At 66.6% G+C, this 19,308-nt stretch carries 13 protein-coding genes; 4 read left to right on the plus strand and 9 right to left on the minus strand.

What is annotated here, in order from left to right:
- Window positions 1-36: 36 nt before the first annotated feature.
- The 3 genes from POF53_RS23670 to POF53_RS23680 form a co-directional block, all read right to left on the minus strand.
- The gene (locus POF53_RS23670) at window positions 37-798 is read right to left on the minus strand and encodes a siderophore-interacting protein (RefSeq protein ID WP_232855786.1); all 762 of its coding nucleotides are present in this window, start codon (window positions 796-798) and stop codon (window positions 37-39) included.
- On the minus strand, window positions 795-1,328 hold the full coding sequence (locus tag POF53_RS23675) for a PadR family transcriptional regulator (protein ID WP_203647779.1): 534 nt from the start codon (window positions 1,326-1,328) through the stop codon (window positions 795-797). The genes POF53_RS23670 and POF53_RS23675 overlap by 4 nt, the downstream gene beginning before the upstream one ends.
- A gap of 104 nt (window positions 1,329-1,432) precedes the next feature.
- Complete coding sequence (locus tag POF53_RS23680) at window positions 1,433-4,483, minus strand: transglycosylase domain-containing protein (RefSeq protein ID WP_498969691.1); 3,051 nt, start codon at window positions 4,481-4,483, stop codon at window positions 1,433-1,435.
- A gap of 494 nt (window positions 4,484-4,977) precedes the next feature.
- On the opposite strand from POF53_RS23680, the gene POF53_RS23685 reads away from it, so the two are divergent.
- Window positions 4,978-6,387, plus strand: coding sequence for an amino acid permease (locus POF53_RS23685; protein WP_232855788.1), 1,410 nt, complete (start codon window positions 4,978-4,980; stop codon window positions 6,385-6,387).
- Window positions 6,388-6,508: 121 nt separating this feature from the next.
- Here POF53_RS23685 and POF53_RS23690 read toward each other — a convergent pair whose 3' ends face one another.
- A complete protein-coding gene (locus POF53_RS23690) occupies window positions 6,509-8,128 on the minus strand; it encodes an FMN-binding glutamate synthase family protein (protein WP_203647776.1) in 1,620 nt (539 codons plus the stop codon).
- Window positions 8,129-8,308: 180 nt separating this feature from the next.
- Between POF53_RS23690 and POF53_RS23695 the strand changes: the two genes are divergently transcribed.
- Entirely contained in the window at window positions 8,309-8,560 is a 252-nt protein-coding gene (locus tag POF53_RS23695) for a type B 50S ribosomal protein L31 (protein WP_203647775.1), read from the plus strand.
- Window positions 8,561-8,635: 75 nt separating this feature from the next.
- Here POF53_RS23695 and POF53_RS23700 read toward each other — a convergent pair whose 3' ends face one another.
- Window positions 8,636-12,922 carry a DEAD/DEAH box helicase gene (locus tag POF53_RS23700; protein WP_232855789.1) on the minus strand — a complete coding sequence of 1,429 codons (4,287 nt, stop codon included), beginning with the start codon at window positions 12,920-12,922 and terminating at the stop codon, window positions 8,636-8,638.
- Between the two features lie 175 nt (window positions 12,923-13,097).
- Between POF53_RS23700 and POF53_RS23705 the strand changes: the two genes are divergently transcribed.
- Window positions 13,098-13,511, plus strand: coding sequence for an NUDIX hydrolase (locus POF53_RS23705; protein WP_232855790.1), 414 nt, complete (start codon window positions 13,098-13,100; stop codon window positions 13,509-13,511).
- Here POF53_RS23705 and metR read toward each other — a convergent pair.
- Complete coding sequence (metR, locus tag POF53_RS23710) at window positions 13,495-14,412, minus strand: transcriptional regulator MetR (RefSeq protein WP_019097212.1); 918 nt, start codon at window positions 14,410-14,412, stop codon at window positions 13,495-13,497. The genes POF53_RS23705 and metR overlap by 17 nt on opposite strands.
- Window positions 14,413-14,609: 197 nt before the next feature.
- On the opposite strand from metR, the gene POF53_RS23715 reads away from it, so the two are divergent.
- Entirely contained in the window at window positions 14,610-15,605 is a 996-nt protein-coding gene (locus POF53_RS23715) for an alpha/beta fold hydrolase (RefSeq protein ID WP_232855791.1), read from the plus strand.
- A gap of 77 nt (window positions 15,606-15,682) precedes the next feature.
- Here POF53_RS23715 and POF53_RS23720 read toward each other — a convergent pair whose 3' ends face one another.
- Genes POF53_RS23720 through aauS form a run of 3 tightly spaced genes read right to left on the minus strand, consistent with a single transcriptional unit; the run spans window position 15,683 to window position 19,275 of the window.
- A complete protein-coding gene (locus tag POF53_RS23720; RefSeq protein WP_050704011.1) occupies window positions 15,683-16,018 on the minus strand; it encodes a GlpM family protein in 336 nt (111 codons plus the stop codon).
- Window positions 16,019-16,045: 27 nt separating this feature from the next.
- Complete coding sequence (gene aauR, locus POF53_RS23725) at window positions 16,046-17,374, minus strand: two-component response regulator AauR (RefSeq protein WP_203647771.1); 1,329 nt, start codon at window positions 17,372-17,374, stop codon at window positions 16,046-16,048.
- On the minus strand, window positions 17,371-19,275 hold the full coding sequence (gene aauS / locus POF53_RS23730; RefSeq protein ID WP_203647770.1) for a two-component sensor histidine kinase AauS: 1,905 nt from the start codon (window positions 19,273-19,275) through the stop codon (window positions 17,371-17,373). Before aauS ends, aauR begins: the two co-directional genes overlap by 4 nt.
- Window positions 19,276-19,308: the final 33 nt, after the last annotated feature.

A 19,308-nucleotide genomic window follows, 5' to 3' on the forward strand; every position in this document is an offset into this window, starting at 1 on the left:
CAAGGCCGCTCCTACACCGGGGTGTGCAGATCCCGATCATTCGTCGTCGGCGGTACCGTCAGCTCGCCAGTAAGCCGCAGCCTTGAGGGCATCCTCGGGCACGCCTTTCTCCAGCAGCAGCGCCTTGGCCTGGCGGGTCAGTGCCTTCTCCAGCGCCACCCAGCCATACAACCGACCCTGGGGCAACGCCAGGTGCTTGACCCGCTCCAGCACATCCTCCTGGTGCCGACGCACCCAGATCACCTCGACCTGGGCCTTGCTCGTCAGCGCCTGGCGCTCCTGCTCGTCCTCGATCTGGATCACCGCCAGCACCTGGCGGCCCGCCGGCAGTTCCTCCAGGCGCCGGGCTATGGCCGGGATTGCCGTCTCGTCGCCGATCAGCAGGTAGCTGTCGAAGATATCCGGCACCACCATCGAGGCCCGCGGGCCGGCGATGTCCAAGGTCTGGCCGGGCGCGGCCTGGGCTGCCCAGGTGGAGGCGGGGCCATCGCCATGCAGGACGAAATCGATATCCAGCTGGTTGTTCACCAGGTCGATGCGCCGTGGTGTGTACTCGCGCATGGTCGGCCGGGCGCCGCCGTCGCGACCCAGGTTGCGCGCGTCGATGGCCTGTTGTTCCTCGGGGCTGCAGGCAAACAGCAGCTTGATGTGGTCGTCCGTGCCGACACTGGTGAAACCGGCCAGCTCCGCGCCACCGAGGGTGATGCGGCGCATGCGCGGGGTGAGGTCGGTGACCCGCAGCACTTCGAGACGGCGCTGGCGGATCTCGTGATTGACGCGATGAATAGTGTCGCTCATGGGGTGTTCTCCGTAACGGGGGTGGCCGGCCCGGAGGCGATGGCCTTGGCGGTGTCGTTGAGCAGGTTGCGCACCCGCTCGATCTCTTCGCTGGTCCAGCGGCCGCTGTGCATGTGCAGCGCGTGGCGCAGGTTGCCGACGGCTTCGTGGATTTCCGGCGGGCGGTCGTGGCCGCGCAGGGCGCGCTTGCTCACCTCGATGCGCATGCGCACGCCGTCGAGGGCGACGGCCTGTTCCTGCAAGGCACTGCGGCCGGCAGCGGTGATGGCATAGAGGCGTTTGCTGCCCTGGATGGCGCCGGTGACCAGCTCGGCTTCCTCGAGGTAGCTGAGGGTGGGGTAGATCACCCCGGGGCTGGGGCTGTAGCTGCCGTCGAAGAGGGTCTCGATCTGACGGATCAGGTCGTAGCCGTGGCCGGGTTGCTCGGCCAGCATCGACAGCATCAGCAGCTTCAGGTCGCCCGGGGCGAACACCCGCGGGCCACGTTCGCCGCGGCCGGGGCGGCGTTCGAAGGGGTCGTGGTCACGCATGGGGAAGGGCTCCGTCTGTTAAGATATATCTCAAGATATTACTCAAGATATATCTAAAGACAAGCCTTCAAATGCAGATGATTATCATCTAATTTTTTGATAGTTCAGGACTGGCCCGCCACCTGCGGCGCCTTGCAGGCGGTGGGGTTGCCCGGCTCCAGGTACGGCATGAGGATCGGCGCCATGCCCTTGAGCACCTGCACCGGCAATGCCGAGGTGAACTTGAACGCTTCGGCCGAGCGCCCCGGGACAAACGCGGTGAGGGTGCCGAAGTGGTTGTCGCCGAGGAAGAACACGAAGGTCGCGGTGCGGTTCAGCGAACGCGAGCCGATCAGCCGGCCGCCGGCGCCGAAGCTTTCGATGCGGTTGTCGCCGGTGCCGGTCTTGCCGCCCATCACCAGCGGGGTGCCGTCGTGCAGCTTGAAGCTGCCGGAGATGCGCCGTGCGGTACCGGCGTCGACCACCTGCGACATGGCGCCCTTGAGCGCCCGGGCGACTTCCACCGGGAGGATCCGCTGGCCACGGTCCGGGTCGCTGATCAACTGCGTCTCGTAGGGGGTGTTCTGGGCGAAGTGCAGGGTGTCGATGCGCAGCGTGGGCAGGCGCACGCCGTCGTTCTGGATGATCCCGACCAGTTCGGACAGCGCCGCCGGGCGGTCGCCGGAGCTGCCGATGGCGGTGGCCAGCGACGGCACCAGGTGGTCGAACGGGTAGCCGACGCGCTTCCAGCGCTGGTGGATGTCGGTGAACGCCTCGATCTCGACCATGGTGCGGATACGGCTGTCGCGGGCGCCCTGGTGGCGGCTCTTGAACAGCCAGCTGTAGACCTCCTGACGCTCGAAACGGCTGGCGTTGAGGGCGTCCTTGAGCGAGGCGCCGGGGTTCTTCAGCAGGTAGCCGAGCAGCCACAGGTCCAATGGGTGGACCTTGGCGATGTAGCCCTGGTCGGGCAGGTCGTACTTGCCCGGGCCGTAGGCTTCGTACATCTCCACCAGGCGGCCGTCGGTGAGCTTGGCCATGGCCTTCTTGTCTTCCTTGCTGTGGGCGCGGACGAAGGCGTTGAAGGTCTCCTGGCCGGCCTCGGGGAACAGGTAGCGGTGCACCGCAGCCAGGCGCTGCGGGGTTACGCGCAGGCTGTCGAGGAAGGTGTCCAGGCGCTGCTGCGAGGTCTTGCGCTGGTATTTCTTCCAGAAGCGCATGGTGTAGTTGGAGCCTTCGCGGTCGGCAAAGCGCGCCAGGTATTCCTGGCGGCGCGGGTCGCTGTCGTCCCTGAGCAGCGGTTCGCGGTTGAACGGCTGCTGGTAGGTGACGTAGCGCACGATGTCGCGCATCAGGCGAATGAACGGCAGGTTGATCGACTCGCGCAGGGCATCCTTGAGGGTCGGATTGCGGTTGTTGTCTTCCTTGCGGAAGTTGTTGAACACATGCATGCCGCCACCGGTGAAGAAGGCCTCGCCGGTGTTGGCCGAGTACTTGCGTTCGAGCGCGGCGTCGAGCATGGCGTCCAGGCTCTGGTTCTTGCTGTTCTGCATCAGCCATTCCAGCGACCACTGGGTGATGCGGTCGAGTTCGGCCACCGGGACCTTCTTCAGCTCGGCCGCCGGCTTGCCGGCGTACTTGTCGTGCAGCTCGGCGATGATCTCCAGGTAGGTGGTCAGCACCCGCAGCTTGGCGGTGGAGCCCAGTTCTAGCTTGCTGCCTTCGTTGATGTCGAAGGGTTGGTTGGTGCTGTCGGTCTGCACCCGCACCCGCGAGCCGTCGGCGGTGCGTTCGAACAGGGTGAAGCTGTAGCTCACCTGGTCGGTGGTCTTGGCGGTGAGCAGGCGTTCGCCGATCAGGCCGATCTGTGCGGCGAACTCCGGGTCGGCGAGGTTTTTCAGGTACTGGCTGACCTGCACTTGCAGGTCGGCCTGCAGGGTGCTGGTGGCCGACAGGTCGAGGCGGTCGAGGTCGTACAGCGGCCGGTTGAGCATGGCCGCCAGGCGGTTGCGGGCCAGGCTGATGCCCTTGTTGGTGATGATCGGCACGATGGTCGGCTGGGCCACCCAGTCGCGGTACACCGCCTTGCTGGCCAGGGCGGCGTCGGCCAGGGGGTGCTCGATGATGCCGTTGGCGGCGAGTACGCGGATGTGCGAATCGGTGAGCTCGGCCAGCTCGATGCGGCCCTTGGACAGGTAGTGCGAGGGGCGGCGCTGGGCGATCATCAGCGACAGCACCTGGCGCAGGGCCAGGCCGCGTTCGGCCATGCTCTTTTCATCGCTGGCGGTGGAGGTGAGGGCCTGGTTGACCTGGTCGAAGTCGGCGCCGTACCACACCCGCAGGCCTTCGGCCATGCCGTGCACCTCGCCGTGGCCGGGTACCGCCGACAGCGGCACGCTGTTGAGGTAGTCGCGCACGATGCGTTCGCGGGCCTCGGTGGTGTCCGGGCCGCCCTGGTAGGCGCGCACGCTGGCGGAAATCATCTGGCGGATCTTCTCCGCGCCCGAGACGGTCAGCCCGTCCGGCGAGTGCCGGTACTTCTCCAGCTGGGTGGCCAGGGTGCTGCCGCCGGCCGACTGCCCGGGCAGCGCCAGGTACTTGGCCACCTGGCTGTAGGCGGCCTTGGCGAAGCGCGGCCAGTCCACCGCCGGGTTGTTCTGCGGGTCTTTCGGGTCGAGCAGGTCGCGGTTCTCGATGAACAGCAGGCTGTTGACCATCACCGGTGGGATCGCCGCGAAGTTCGGGTACAGGTGCTGCGGGTAGTTGTACTGATAGAGCATGTCACCGCGGCAGTCGGTGATCGACAGGCCGGCCTGGATCTTCTCCACGTAGGGCACGAACAGGCCGTGATCGACGTAGTTCATCAGCGCCGGGGAGAAACGCACCTGCTGGTTGATCAGGTAGTCGCGCTTGAGCAGCCGTGGCAGGAACTCGCCCAGGGCGCTGTAGCCCAGGCGCCTGTCGAAGGGACCCTCGCCCGGGTAGACGATGGCATCGCTCGGGCCGGGCTCGAGGGCGTAGGTGAGGGTGCCGGCCAGACGGCTGAACTCGCGCGATTGCAGGCGTGAGGTCTGGAACTCGTCATAAGCGGCAAGGCCCACCGCGACCAGCCCGATCAACAGGATGAGCAGGATCAGGCGCCACCACAGGCGGCGCTGACGTGGGGTCTTGGGCAAGGGGGCTTCAGCCTGAGGTGCTTTGGGTGCTTCCGTTCCGGTTGGTTCCGATTGCCACAGTGCGCCCATAGTCTTGAGTCCGGCCAGGTGTTTTCGCGTTACTTGTCTGAAGCTTAGACGCTGGCCCAGTTTGGTGAAAAATTTGTAAGAAGCTTCGAGCAATCGCGTATGAACATGCGCCTTTGGTGCGACTTCCATTCTTCGGCAATGTTGTTAATGTAGCTGCCCCATTCCTGTGCATGGGCGGAGCGAGGCCAGAATGCCCCTCCGGTAAAGGGCTTTTTGCCGAGAATTCTCGCCAAATATCCCACTGTATATAGTGAAAAGCCCTGCAAGTGGCTTCCTATACTGCTCGCCCCCTTCGACCCGCCGACGCCCCGCGCCCGGTGGACAGGCCCGCCCACAAGGCGGCCTGGCGAGACGACGCCCCGCCTATCGGCGCGGCCGGTGCTGCACGAAGGTCAAATCCAATAACAAAATGAGGTTGTATTGCTATGCCAGTCGGCAACCATCCTGCCCACGACGAGTCCGTCCAGGGCGGCCCGCTCAAGCGCGAGCTGGGCGAACGGCACATCCGTCTGATGGCCCTTGGCGCCTGTATCGGCGTCGGCCTGTTCCTGGGTTCGGCCAAGGCCATCGAAATGGCCGGCCCCGCCATCATGCTCTCCTACATTATCGGTGGCCTGGCCATCCTGGTGATCATGCGCGCCCTCGGCGAGATGGCCGTGCACAACCCGGTGGCAGGTTCCTTCAGCCGCTACGCGCAGGACTACCTAGGCCCCCTGGCGGGCTTCCTCACGGGCTGGAACTACTGGTTCCTGTGGCTGGTGACCTGTGTCGCCGAGATCACCGCGGTGGCCATCTACATGGGCATCTGGTTCCCCGACGTGCCGCGCTGGATCTGGGCGTTGATGGCCCTGGGCAGCATGGGCGCGATCAACCTGATCGCGGTCAAGGCATTCGGCGAGTTCGAGTTCTGGTTCGCCCTGATCAAGATCGTCACCATCATTGCCATGGTGCTCGGCGGTATCGGCATCATCGCCTTCGGCTTCGGTAACGACGGCGTGGCCATGGGCATCTCCAACCTGTGGAGCAACGGCGGCTTCATGCCCAACGGCGTGACCGGCGTGCTGATGTCGCTGCAGATGGTGATGTTCGCCTACCTGGGCGTGGAAATGATCGGCCTGACCGCCGGCGAAGCGCGCAACCCGCAGAAGACCATCCCCCAGGCCATCGGCTCGGTGTTCTGGCGCATCCTGCTGTTCTACGTGGGCGCGCTGTTCGTGATCCTGTCGATCTACCCGTGGAACGAGATCGGCAGCCAGGGCAGCCCGTTCGTGATGACCTTCGAGCGCCTGGGCATCAAGACCGCCGCCGGCATCATCAACTTCGTGGTGATCACCGCCGCGCTGTCGTCGTGCAACGGCGGCATCTTCAGCACCGGGCGCATGCTCTACAGCCTGGCGCAGAACGGCCAGGCCCCGGCCACCTTCGCCCGCACCTCGAAAAGCGGCGTGCCGCGCAACGCGCTGCTGCTGTCGATCGCCGCGCTGCTGCTGGGTGTGCTGGCCAACTACCTGGTGCCGGAGAAGGTGTTCGTCTGGGTGACCTCGATCGCCACCTTCGGCGCGATCTGGACCTGGGTGATGATCCTCTTGGCGCAGCTGAAGTTCCGCGCCGGGCTGAGCACTGCCGAGCGCAACGCGCTGAAGTACCGCATGTGGCTGTGGCCGTTGAGCTCGTACCTGGCGCTGGCGTTCCTGGTGCTGGTGGTGGGGCTGATGGCGTACTTCGAGGATACCCGCGTGGCCCTGTATATCGGCCCGGCGTTCCTGGTGCTGCTGACGGCGTTGTACTACAGCTTCCGTCTGGCGCCGAAAGAGGCGCAGGCGCTGACAAGCTGAAATAGCGGGGGCTGCTGCGCAGCCCTTTCGCGGCACAAGGCCGCTCCTACAGGGATTATGCGTCCCCCTGTAGGAGCGGCCTTGTGCCGCGAAAGGGCCGCAAAGCGGCCCCTGTGATCGATCAGGCCGCCACCTCGCTATGCGGCTCGAAACTATCGGCCCGGGCCAGCTGCCACATCCGCGAATAGAACTGCCCATTGACCTCGCCAGTCAGCAACTCGCCCGGCTTGAGGAACACGTGCATCTGCGAGAACAGCTTGATCTCGGTGGCCGAGATCCGCCGCACCAGGTGCTTGGCCTCCAGTTGCGCCGGATGCTCCAGGCCCGCGGCGGCGAGCATTTCGGCCAGGGCGCGCAGGGTGTTGTGGTGGAAGTTGAGCACTCGCTGGGCCTTGTCCGGCACCACCAGCGCACGCTGGCGCAGGGCATCCTGGGTGGCCACGCCGGTCGGGCACTTGTTGGTGTGGCAGCTCTGCGACTGAATGCAGCCAATGGCGAACATGAAGCCACGCGCCGAGTTGGCCCAGTCGGCGCCGATGGCCAGCACGCTGGCGATGTCGAAGGCGCTGACAATCTTGCCGCTGGCACCGAGCTTGATCTTGTCGCGCAGGTTCAGGCCGACCAGGGTGTTGTGCACGAACAGCAGGCCTTCACGCAGCGGCACGCCGATATGGTCGGTGAACTCCACCGGGGCGGCGCCGGTGCCGCCTTCCTTGCCGTCGACGACGATGAAGTCGGGCAGGATGCCGGTTTCCAGCATGGCCTTGGCGATGCCCATGAATTCCCACGGGTGGCCCAGGCAGAACTTGAAGCCCACCGGCTTGCCGCCGGACAGTTCACGCAGCTGGGCGATGAACTGCATCATTTCGATCGGGGTCGAGAAGGCGCTGTGGCGTGATGGCGAGATGCAGTCCTCGCCCATCATGACGCCACGGGTCTCGGCGATTTCCCGGGTCACCTTGTGCTTGGGCAGGATGCCGCCATGGCCGGGCTTGGCGCCCTGGCTCATCTTGATCTCGATCATCCGCACCTGCGGGTTCTGCGCCTGGGCGGCGAAGCGCTCGGGGTCGAAGCGGCCGTCCGCGGTGCGGCAGCCGAAGTAGCCACTGCCCAGTTCCCAGACCAGGTCGCCGCCGTGTTCGCGGTGGTAGGGGCTGATGCTGCCCTCGCCGGTGTCGTGGTGGAAGTTGCCCAGCTTGGCGCCCTGGTTGAGGGCACGGATGGCGTTGGCGCTGAGCGAGCCGAAGCTCATGGCCGAGATGTTGAAGATCGATGCCGAGTACGGCTGGGTGCACTGCGGGCCGCCGACGCTGACGCGAAAGCTCGCCGGGTCGGCCAACGGCGCCGGGCGCATGGAGTGGCCGATGAACTCGAAGCCCGACTCGTAGACGTCGATCAGGGTGCCGAAGGGTTTGTCCGAGGCTTCGTTCTTGGCCCGGGCGTAGACCAGCGAGCGCTGGGCGCGGGAGAAGGGCAGGGCGTCGCTGTCGGATTCCAGCAGGTACTGGCGGATCTCTGGGCGGATGCCCTCGACCAGGTAGCGGATGTTGCCCAGGATCGGGTAGTTGCGGCGGACCGCGTGGCGTTGCTGCAGCAGGTCGAACACGCCGATCAGGCTGAGCACCCCGGTGGTCAGGGTGAACGGCCACAACCAGTCGTGGGTGAGGAACGGCAGGCTGGCGAGGGTGAACAGCACGCAGGCGGCGAAGAAGGCGTAACGGCTGAGGAGTGACAGGCTCATACGGTGTCCTTGCGAATGGCTCGGTCAGGCTCAGGGGCCTGGGGCAAAGCCCGACCATAGCCCGGTTGGGCGCCGCTATGCCAGCGTGGGGCGGACGAGAAAAATGAAAATTGGGGTATCGAAAATCATTCGCAATGAGATATGTTATAAAGTAACTATTGCTCGCAGGAGATTGACCCCATGAAAGCTGGTATCCACCCCGCCTATCGCCCCGTGCTGTTTCACGACACTGCCGCCGATGTGTTCTTCCTGATCGGCTCGACCGTCGAGACAGATCGCTCCCAGATGCACAGCGACGGTCAGACTTACCCCTATGTGGCGCTGGATGTGTCCAGTGCCTCGCATCCGGTGTACACCGGGCAGCAGCGCAAGACCACGGTCGAAGGCCGGGTGGCCGGGTTCAACAAGCGCTTCGCCGGTTTCCAGGTGTAGGAGCGGCTTTAGCCGCGAAGCAGGCTGCGCTGAGTGTGGCACCCGCTTTGCGGGTGATCGCGGCTGAAGCCGCTCCTACAGGGGCGGCGTCTGGCGCAACAGCTGTTGATGCCACTGCTCCTGCTCGGTCGCCGACGCCTTGATCAGAAACTGGTATCGCCCCGCCACCCGAGTGGCCACCGTGACACCCTCCCGGTACAGCACGCGGTTACCCGCCACCGCCGGTACCTTGGCCCCCGGCAACAAGGTACCCACCAGGTTCAACGGATCGCAGCCGCTGACCACCACCAGCTCGCCCTGTGGCGTGCGTCTGCGCACCTGGCGCAACAGCCCCACGGCTTCAGGTAAGGCGAACTGCTCACCCGCCAGCCCGGCGATAAAGCGCCCGCCACGGATTTCGCCGCGGGCCTCGAGGCGGTGGTAGCAGCGCAACAGGTCCCGCCACGACGGCAGCACGTCGCTTTCGCGTTCCAGCAGGCGCCAGCACATGACGCCATAGCGGCGCAGCAGGCTGCGGGCCACATGTTCCAGGCGCAGGTCTGCGTCCACTGCAATGCTCGAACGACGCAACAGCGCCCAGCGTCCGGCGTGGACCATGCTGCTCGACAGCGCAGGATGGCCGCGGCGGCTGTTGCGTGAAGTGCGCTTGGCCGCGGGTGTGATCAGGCTGCGCAGGCCGCTGAAACCATCGGCGCTGGCCAGGCCGGAACCTACCAGTTCCTGCAGGGCTGTCTCCAGCTCGCTGGGTAGCAGGTGGGCCTCATGGGCCAGTTCATCGAAGAACAAGGCGCCTTGTTCCTGCAGCGTCTGCATTACCCGCCGTGCGCGTGCGCCCAGTTGTTCGAGGTCGGCTGTGGGCGCCAGGCTGCGCCACAGCCCCTGGTGCTCGCGGGGCAGCAGCACCAGGGGCGTGCTGGCCAGGGTGCTGGCTGACTGTGTCGAGGCCAGCCGGCTCCAGGCCCACTGGCCGCTGCGACAGGCATCGTCCAGCCAGTGTGGGCTGTAGTCCTTGATACGAGCCGGCAGCAGGTCGCTTTCCCAGGTACCGGCGGCGGCGGGGAAACCTTGCAGTTGGGCGAGCACTTCGCCCAGCGCCTGCGGCCCGCGCAGGCGTGCTTCGCCACCCAGGTGCTGCCAGTCGAACAAAAACCTCATGAAGTCCTGCAGGCTGACCGGCTCGATTTCCTGGCGCAGGCGCTTGACCGTGTAGCGGTGGATACGTGCCAGCAGGTGCCGCTCGCACCACTGCAGGCCAGTCTGGCCTGGGCTGAAGTGGCCACGCATCACATAGCCTTCGCCTTCCAGGCGGGCCAGGGCCTGTTCGGCATTACCCGCCGGCTGTGCAAGCGGGTTGACGATCTCGGTCAGGGTCAATGGACCGAAGCCACTGAGCCGTGCGCGCAGCAACTCGACCAGGGCCGTGTCGAGGTCGGGCGGGTCGGCGAAGCCCGGCAACACCGCAACGTCCGGGTGCGGGCGTGCGTCGGGATACAGGATCAGCATTGCCTGCAGGCGCTCGCGGGCGAACCACAGGCGTCGCTCCCCGGCATCCAGATGACAGGCGCGACCTGCCTTGGCCAGTTGCAGCAGCAGTTGCGGCCAGCCGGGATTGCCCTCTACTTCAGGTTGGGTAATGGCGCCCAGGCTCATCAGCGCCTCATGCATTTCGTCGGCGTTGTTTGCCCGCGGCCAGGCCTCGGCCTGAACCGCGGCGATGGCGTCGCCGTCCAGCGCACCCAGGTCGTCGGCGCTGTGCACGTCGTTCCAGCGTCGGTTGAGCACGGCCTGGGTACGCCGCTCTTCAAGCGGCGCGTCGTCGAGGAAGGTGTAGGGCCGGGCGTTGAGGATGGCCGAAGCCAGCGGCGAAGGGGCCGGCAGGTCGCGACTTAGCAGGCGTACCTCGCCATTTTCCATGCGCCGCAGCAATGCCAGCCAGCCCTCGCTGTCCATGGCCTCGTGCAGGCAGTCGTCGAGGGTCTGTTGCACCAGCGGGTGGTCGGGGATCTGCCGCTCGCCGACGATATTCTCCAGGCAGGCGATCTGGTCGGGGAACACGGCGGCCACCAAGTCCTCGCTCTTCATGCGCTGGATCTGCGGCGCCACCTTGCGTCCGCCCACATAGCGCGGCAAGGCCAACGCTACCGCCGCGTTCCAGCGCCAGCGCACGCCGAACAGCGGCGCATCGAGCAGGGCCTGGACCAGGATCGGTTCGGCCGTGCGGCTGTGCAGGTAACGCCATACCTCGTCCAGCGCGAAGCTGTGGCTGGTGGATAGCGACAGCACGATGGCGTCCTCGCTGGCCGCCGCCTGCAACTCGAAATTGAACGTGCGGCAGAAGCGCTTGCGCAGGGCCAGGCCCCAGGCACGGTTGATCCGGCTGCCGTAGGGCGAGTGGATAATCAGCTGGGTGCCGCCGGATTCGTCGAAGAAGCGCTCCATCACCAGCGTCTGCTGCGAGGGCAGGGCGCCCAGTACCTGCCAGGTGCGGCCCAGGTAGTCGAGCAGTTGCTCTGCGCAGCCTTCATCCAGGGCGTAGGCCGTTTGCAGCCAGGCGCGCACCTGTTGGCTGTCGCCGGCCTGCAATTGCTGGTCGATCCGCTGCTGCAGGCGGGCCACTGCGGCGGACAGTTCGTCACTGCGACCTGGCGCCTCGCCCAGCCAGAACGGGATGGTCGGCGGCAGGCCGTGGGCGTCCTCGACCCGTACCCGGCCAGGTTCGACCCGTAGTATGCGATAGGAGGCGTTGCCCAGCTGGAAGATATCGCCGGCGATGCTCTCCACGGCGAAGTCTTCGTTGACGCTGCCGATGTTCAGCGCCTGGGGTTCGAGCAGCACCGCATAGTCGGCGGTCTCCGGGATGGTGCCGCCGCTGGTCAGGGCGGTCAGCTGGCTGCCGCGCCGCCCGCGCAGGGTGTGGTTCAGCGCATCACGGTGCAGGTAGGCGCTGCGGATGCCCTGGCGGCCGTTGAAACCCTCGGCGAGCATGCGCAGCAAGGCCTGGTAGTGGCCTTCGTCGAGCTGGCCGTAGGGACTGGCCTGGCGCAACAGGTCGAGCAGCGCCCGTTCGTCCCAGGGCTGGTTGCTGACTTCGGCGACGATCTGCTGGGCCAATACATCCAGTGGCGCCTCGGGGATGTGCAATTCGTCCAGCTCGCCTTGGCGCACGCAGTCGAGCAGGGCGACACATTCGATCAAATCGTCCCGCGAGGTGGGGAACAGGCGCCCCTTGGGCACGCCGTCGACCTGGTGGCCGGAACGCCCGACCCGTTGCAGCAAGGCGGCGATCGAGCCCGGCGAGGCGATCTGGCAGACCAGGTCGACCTCACCGATATCGATGCCCAGCTCCAGTGAGGCGGTGGCCACCAGCACCTGCAGTTCGCCGCCCTTGAGGCGCTGCTCGGCGGCCAGGCGATGTTCCTTGGCCAGGCTGCCGTGGTGCGCGGCCACGGCGTGGTTGCCCAGGCGCTCGCCAAGGTGGCGGGTCAGGCGCTCGGCCAGGCGCCGGGTGTTGACGAATACCAGGGTGGTGCGGTGCTCGCGGGCGAGGCTGGCGAGGCGGTCGTAGACCAGCTCCCAGACATCCGTGGCCATCACCGCGCCCAGCGGCACGGGTGGCACTTCCAGGGCCAGGTCACGATGGCGGGCATGGCCGATATCGACGATGGCGCAGGGGCGTTCATGCCCGACCAGGAACCGCGCCACCCGCTCTACCGGGCGCTGGGTGGCGGACAGGCCGATGCGTCGCAGCGGTCGGCCGGCCAGGGCCTGCAGACGCTCGAGGGTCAGCGCCAGGTGGCAGCCGCGCTTGTTGCCGGCCAGCGCGTGGATCTCGTCGACGATGACTGTGTGCACGTTGGCCAACCCCTCGCGGCCCGAGGCCGAGCCCATCAGCACGTAGAGCGATTCCGGCGTGGTCACCAGGATATGCGGCGCCAGCTTGCGCATGGCCGCGCGCTCCTTCTGCGGGGTGTCGCCGGTACGTACGGCGGTTGTGATGCGCGGGGCCTTCAGGCCAAGCTGTTCGAGCTGCCGGCCGATGCCTTCGAGCGGCGCGTCGAGGTTCAGGCGGATGTCGTTGGACAGCGCCTTGAGTGGCGAGACGTAGACGACCTGGGTCTGTGCTGGCAGTTCGCCGTTGTGCGCCAGGCCTTGGCGAAACAGCTCATCGAGCACGGCGAGGAAGGCGCTGAGGGTCTTGCCCGAGCCAGTCGGCGCGGCCAGCAGCATCGACTGGCCAGCGTGGATCAGCGGCCAGGCGCCGGCCTGGGCCTCGGTGACCGTGGCGAAACGCTGGCGGAACCAGGTGGCGACGGCGGGGTGGAACAGGCCGAGCACCGGGTGTTGGTGGGCGGGGAGGTTCATGGGTTGGTTATGGCGGGTTGCCAGCGGATTGGCAAGGGGCCGTTCGTCCGGGAGGCCTATCGCGGGGCAAGCCCGCTCCCACGCGTACTCGGCAGGGCTCTGGTGGGAGCGGGCTTGCCCCGCGATAGGGCCTTGTCAGGTATCCTGCGCCCCTTCATTCGCTCGTGAGTCCACCATGCCCAACATTATCCGCATCGCCGCCGCCCTGCTCATCGACGCGCAAGGCCGCACCCTGCTGGTACGCAAGCGCGGCACCCAGGCGTTCATGCAGCCTGGCGGCAAGATCGATGCAGGCGAATCGCCGGCCCAGACGCTGGTACGCGAGCTGCACGAGGAGTTGGGCCTGCGCGTCGACCCGGTCCAGGCCATTCACCTGGGCCGTTTCAGCGCCCCGGCCGCCAACGAACCGGGCTTCGAGGTGCAGGCCGAGTTGTTTCGCGTCCAATGCACCGCGACGGTAAACCCGGCGGCGGAAATCGAAGAGGTGACCTGGCTGTCCGCCGACCAGGCGCCGGACCTGGATCTGGCCCCCCTGACTCGCGACCTGATCCTGCCGCTGTGGCGCGAAGGCCTCAACGCACCGCGCTGACCCCGTCCAGGGTGGCGAACGAGGTGTCCTTGGCGGTCAGCAGGAAGTCGCGCATGTACGGTGCATCGAGCATGTCGGTGCGCACCGCGGCGTAGAGCGTGGCGAACAGCCCTTTCTCGCCCAGGCGCTTGCCCTTCACGTAGCCCCGCGAGCTGTATTCGTGCAGCGCCCAGTGCGGCATGCCGCACACACCGCGACCGCTGGCTACCAGTTGCATCATCATCACCGTCAGCTCCGAGGTGCGCACCGCCGCCGGCTCGATGTCGGCCGGCTCCAGGAAGCGGGTGAAGATGTCCAGGCGGTCGCGTTCCACTGGGTAGGTGATCAGGGTCTGGTCGAGCAGATCCTGGGGCACGATATAGGGCTTGCTCGCCAGCGCATGCTGGTTGGCCACGGCGAGCATGGCCTCGTAGGTGAACAGCGGTACGTAGGTGATGCCGGCCAGGTCCACCGGGTCGGAGGTCACCACCAGGTCCAGGTCGCCGCGGGCCAGGGCCGGCAGCGGGGCGAAGGCGAAGCCCGAGGCCAGGTCCAGCTCCACTTCCGGCCAGGCATCGCGGAACTGATCGATGGTCGGCATCAGCCACTGGAAGCAGCTGTGGCACTCGATGGCCATGTGCAGGCGTCCGGCGGTACCGCCGGCCAGGCGGGCAATGTCGCGCTCGGCGCCGCGCAGCAGCGGCAGGGTGGCATCGGCCAGTTGCAGCAGGCGCAGGCCGGCGCTGGTGAAGCGGATGGGCTTGGTCTTGCGCACGAACAGCGGCAGGCCCAGGCGCTCCTCCAGCTCCTTGAACTGGTGCGACAGCGCCGACTGGGTCAGGTGCAGGCGCTCGGCGGCCTCCACCAGGCTGTCTGCTTCGCGTAGGGCATGAAGGGTTTTCAGGTGGCGGATTTCCAGCACGACGGCTCCGTGAGCATTCTTTGAGCTAAAACGAGATTGCGTTGAGTTTCCCTCATGTTGCCATGTGCTGTCGATAACAGGATGCACACGACCGCTCGGCAAGGTTCACGAAACTGTCACGGTTTTGTGGCAGCGCGCCCGAACGGATTTCATCAGACTCGCGCTCTACTGGGGATCTGCATTCTGGTGTTTCTTTCATGCGGGCTTTACTACTTTTCTTCTTGCTGCTGGTCAGCGTGCCGGCGAGTTTCGCCGAGGGTCGCTGCGACGTCCATGTGCCGGTGCAACGGGCCGAGCTGGGTGAGCTGAGCCTGGTCTACCAGAGTGTCGGTGCGCCCCGCGATCCGGCGCTGTTGCTGGTCATGGGCCTGGGCGGGCAGCTGATTCACTGGCCGGACGACGTGGTCGAGGCCCTGTGCCGCCAGGGTTTCAGGGTGATCCGCTACGACAACCGCGATGTCGGCCTGTCGCGCTGGAACCAGCTGCCGGCCTCGGCCAACCTGACCGTCGAACTGCTGCGCTACAAGCTGGGCCTGCCGGTGTCGGCGCCTTATTCCCTCACCGACATGGCCGGTGACGGTCTGCGACTGATGGATGCCCTGGGCATCCGCCAGTTCCATGTGCTGGGTGTGAGCATGGGCGGCATGATTGCCCAGCACCTGGCGGCCATGGCCCCGGAGCGGGTGAGCAGCCTGACCCTGGTGATGTCCAGCTCGGGCGCCGTCGGCCTGCCGGCGCCGGATCCGGCGCTGGTGCAGTTGCTGGCGCGGCGCAGCGCGCCGAGTCGCGAGGTGGCCATCGAGCAGCAGGCCGACCTGCTGGCAGCGCTGGGCAGCCCCGAGGTGCGGGACGACCGGACTGCGCTGCTCGAACAAGCCGCCGTGGCTTATGACCGGGCGTTCAATCCGGAAGGGGTCAAGCGCCAGATCATGGCGATCCTTGCCGAACCCAGTCGGGTCGAGTTGCTCAACCAGCTGCGGGTGCCGACGCTGGTGGTGCATGGCACCGCCGATCCGTTGCTGCCGGTGATGCACGGGGTGCATCTGGCGGCGCATATCCAGGGCAGCCAGTTGCGGCTGATTCCGGGGCTGGCGCATCGTTTCCAGGAGCCGTTCAAGGCACCGTTGCTGGGGGCGGTTTTACCCTACCTGCAGGCGCATCGGCAGGATGTCACGCATATCGCCCGGCTCTAGACCCCATCGCGGGGCAAGCCCGCTCCCACGATAGCCCTGCGCACCATTCGTGGGAGCGGGCTTGCCCCGCGATTCGTTCAATGCATCCGCACCCAAACGCTCACCAGCACCGTCGCCGCCACCAGCCAGGCCACCGTGGCCAGGGCTAGCGACGCCTCCAGGCGCAGGCGGTCGACCAGTACGTAGAGCGTTGCCAGGTACACGAAGTACGGAATGATCGACCACATCCCGAACAGGATGGTGGTCTTCAGGTCTTCCAGCGACCGCCCCTTGCCGACAATGTAGTGGGCGATCAGGGCAAAGGTGGGAAACAGCGGCACCAGGCCGGCAATGTAGTAGTTGCGGGTCTTCGACAGGATCGCCAGGAGCACCACCACGCCGGCGCCCAGGGCCGCTTTGAATACCAGGTCCACGTTGAATTTCCAGGGTCAGGTTGCCGATCAGCCGAGGCCGTACTTCTTCACTTTGTCGAACAGCGTGGTCTTGGCCATGCCCAGCTCCTGGCTGGCCTGGCTGAGGTTGCCGCCGGTGCGCTGCAGGGCGTCGCTGAGCAGGTTGCGCTCGAACGCCTCCACCGCCTCGGCAAAACCCAGGCCCTGGCTGGCGCCGCCGCTGGGGCCCTTCTTGAACGCAGGCAGGCCCAGGGCATGGCGCTCGGCGACGTTGCGCAGCTCGCGCACGTTGCCCGGCCAGTCGTGGGCCATCAGCCGCGACAGGGTCTGGCTGTCCAGCTCCGGCGCCTCGCGGTCGAAGCGCAGGGCCGATTGCTGCAGGAAATGCTCGAACAGTTGCAGGATATCTTCGCGGCGCTCGCGCAGCGGTGGCAGCTCCAGGGTGACCACGTTGAGGCGGTAGTACAGGTCGCTGCGGAACTGGCCGCTCTGGCCCAGGGTGGCGAGGTCAGACTTGGTCGCGGCGATCACCCGGCAGTCCACCGGGATGCTCTGGTTCGAGCCCAGGCGTTCCAGGGTGCGCTCCTGCAGCACGCGCAGCAGCTTGATCTGCAGGTTGAGCGGCATGCTCTCGACCTCGTCGAGGAACAGCGTGCCGCCGTTGGCGTGCTCGATCTTGCCGATGCGCCGCTTGCCGGCGCCGGTGAAGGCATTGGCCTCGTGGCCGAAGATCTCGCTTTCGAACAGGTTCTCCGGCAGGCCGCCGCAGTTCAGCGCCACGAACGGCTGGCCCTGGCGTCGGCTGAAGTCGTGCAGGCAGCGGGCCACCAGTTCCTTGCCGGTGCCGGTCTCGCCTTCGATCAGTACGTTGGCCGAGGTGTCGGCGACGTTGGCGATCAGTTCGCGCAGCTGCTCCATGGCCGGCGAACGGCCGATGATGCGCCCTTCCAGGCTGCTCTGCTCGGCCAGTTGGCGGCGCAGGGCGAATACCTCGCGAGACAGGCCGCGCTGTTCCAGGGCGCGGCGTACCACCTCGACCAGGCGCTCGGGCGAGAAGGGTTTCTCCATGAAGTCGTAGGCGCCATTGCGCATGGCGCCGACCGCCATGTCGATGTCGCCGTGGCCGGTGATCAGCACCACCGGCAGGCTGCGGTCGCGGGCCTTGAGGCGGTTGAGCAGTTCCAGGCCATCGATGCCCGGCAGGCGGATATCGCTGACGACGATACCGGCAAAGTCATCGCCGATGCGTTCCAGGGCCTGCTCGGCGCTGCCGACGCCTTCGCAGGCAATGTCTTCCAGGGCCAGCGCCTGCTGGCAGCCGAGCAGCACGTGCGGGTCGTCTTCGACGATCAGGACGGTGAGAGGTGCTTGTTTCATAGAGGCTCAGCCAATTCGCTAGGGGGCGTGACCAGGGGCAGGGCAAGCACGAACGCGGTGCCGCCACCGGCGGGATGTTCGACGCTCAGTGTACCCTTGGCGGCGGTGGCCAGGCTCGCCGACAGGGTCAGGCCCAGGCCCAGGCCATGCTCGCCCGGTTTGGTGGTGAAGAAGGGTTCGAACAGGTGCTTGCGTGCCTCGGCATCGATGCCGTGGCCGTTGTCGAGCACCCGCAGGCGGTACTTGTCGCCCTGGACTTCGCCTTCCAGCCACAGTTGCGGCAGGGGTTGGGTGGCCATGGCGTCGAGGGCGTTGCCGATCAGGTTGACCAGGATCTGTTCCAGCCGGGTCTGGTCGATGGCCAGCAGCTGGTCGTCGAACTGCCGGTGCAGTTGCAGGTGACAGGCGCTGATGCGGTTGGCCAGCACCTGCAGAGTGGCTTCGACGGCCTTTTCCAGCGAAGCCTGGCCGCTGTCGTCGCCACGACGGGCAAACGAGCGCAGGCTGGCGGTGATGCGGCCCATGCGGTCGATCAGGTCGTTCATGGTGCGCAGGTTGGCGCTGGCGGTTTCCAGCGCGCCGCGCTCAAGGAAGCGCACGGTGTTGCCGGACAGGGTGCGCAGGGCCGCCAAGGGCTGATTGAGTTCATGGGCGATGCTGGTGGACATCTGCCCGATGGCCGCCAGCTTGCCGGCCTGGACCAGTTCGTCCTGGGCGTGGCGCAGGGTCTGCTCGGCGTGGCGCCGTTCGCGGATCTGGCCCTTGAGCCGTTCGTTGCTGGCGCGCAGGTCGGCGGTGCGCTCGGTGATCTTGCGTTCCAGCTGGCTGTTGGCTTCTTCCAGCGCCTCGCGGGCGGCCAGGCGGGTGGCGATCACCTTGCGCCGCTCGTTCCAGGCGATGGCCAGGATCGCCAGCAGGGCGAAGGCCACGCCCACCAGGATGCCCTGCATCATCGATTCACGGCGCAGGTCCTGCAGCGGGGTGAGCAGGGTGAAATGCCAGGGGGTGTCGACCAGGCGGCGGGTCTGGGCCAGGTAGGACACCTCTCGCTGCTTGCCCTGGTCGGTCTCGCTGTTGGCCGGGAAGGTGAGCTTCTCCACGCCGTCGGCCAGGGTTTCGCGGGCCAGCGGTTGCAGTTCGTTGAGCGGCCACCAGTAGTACTGCAGGCTGCGCGCCAGGCGCTCCTTGATCTGCGGCGTCAACGGGCGTACCGATTTCAGGCGCCGGGCCGGGTCGCTGGAGAGGATGATGATGCCGTTCTCGTCGCTGACGAAGGCCTCCAGGCGGGCGCGCTGCCAGCGCTCCTCGAGGGTGTCCAGGCGCACCTTGATCACCGCCACGCCGATGATCTTGCCGTGCTCCTCCAGCCCGTGGGCCAGGTAGTAGCCGGCCTCGCCAGTAGTGCTGCCGATGCCGTAGAAGCGCCCCGGCTCGCCGCGCACGGCGACCTGGAAGTAGGCGCGAAACGCCAGGTCCTCGCCGAGGAAGGAGTCGGCGTCGCGCCAGTTGCTGGTGGCCTGGACCCGGCCGTTGGTGTCGAGGACGAAGATCGCCCGGCTGCGGCTGCGTCGGTTCAGGCCTTCGAGGTATTCGTTGACGGCCTGGCGATCACCAGCCTCGGGGTCGGTGAGCAGGCGCGAGACGCTGTCTTCCAGCTCCAGCAGGCTGGGCAGGTAGGTGTACTTGCTGATTTCGCTCTCGACGGTACGCGCGTGCAGTTCCAGCTGGCGCTCGCCGTTCTCGCTGAGGGTGCGGATGCCGTTGCTCTCGCTGATCAGGAAGCCGGCAAAGCCCAGCCCGACCATCAGCAGGATGACCAGGGGCGGGACGAGCAGTTGGCGGATCAGACGGGATTTCACGGCAGGCTGGGCAGGGCGAAGGAGCGAGGGGTCGCATTTCATCACAGTGGCCTTGTCACGACCAGCTTCCGCTGC

Origin of the sequence: Mitsuaria sp. RG (genome assembly GCF_028369275.1) — a bacterium.
In the GTDB taxonomy this organism is placed as follows: domain Bacteria; phylum Pseudomonadota; class Gammaproteobacteria; order Pseudomonadales; family Pseudomonadaceae; genus Aquipseudomonas; species Aquipseudomonas peradeniyensis.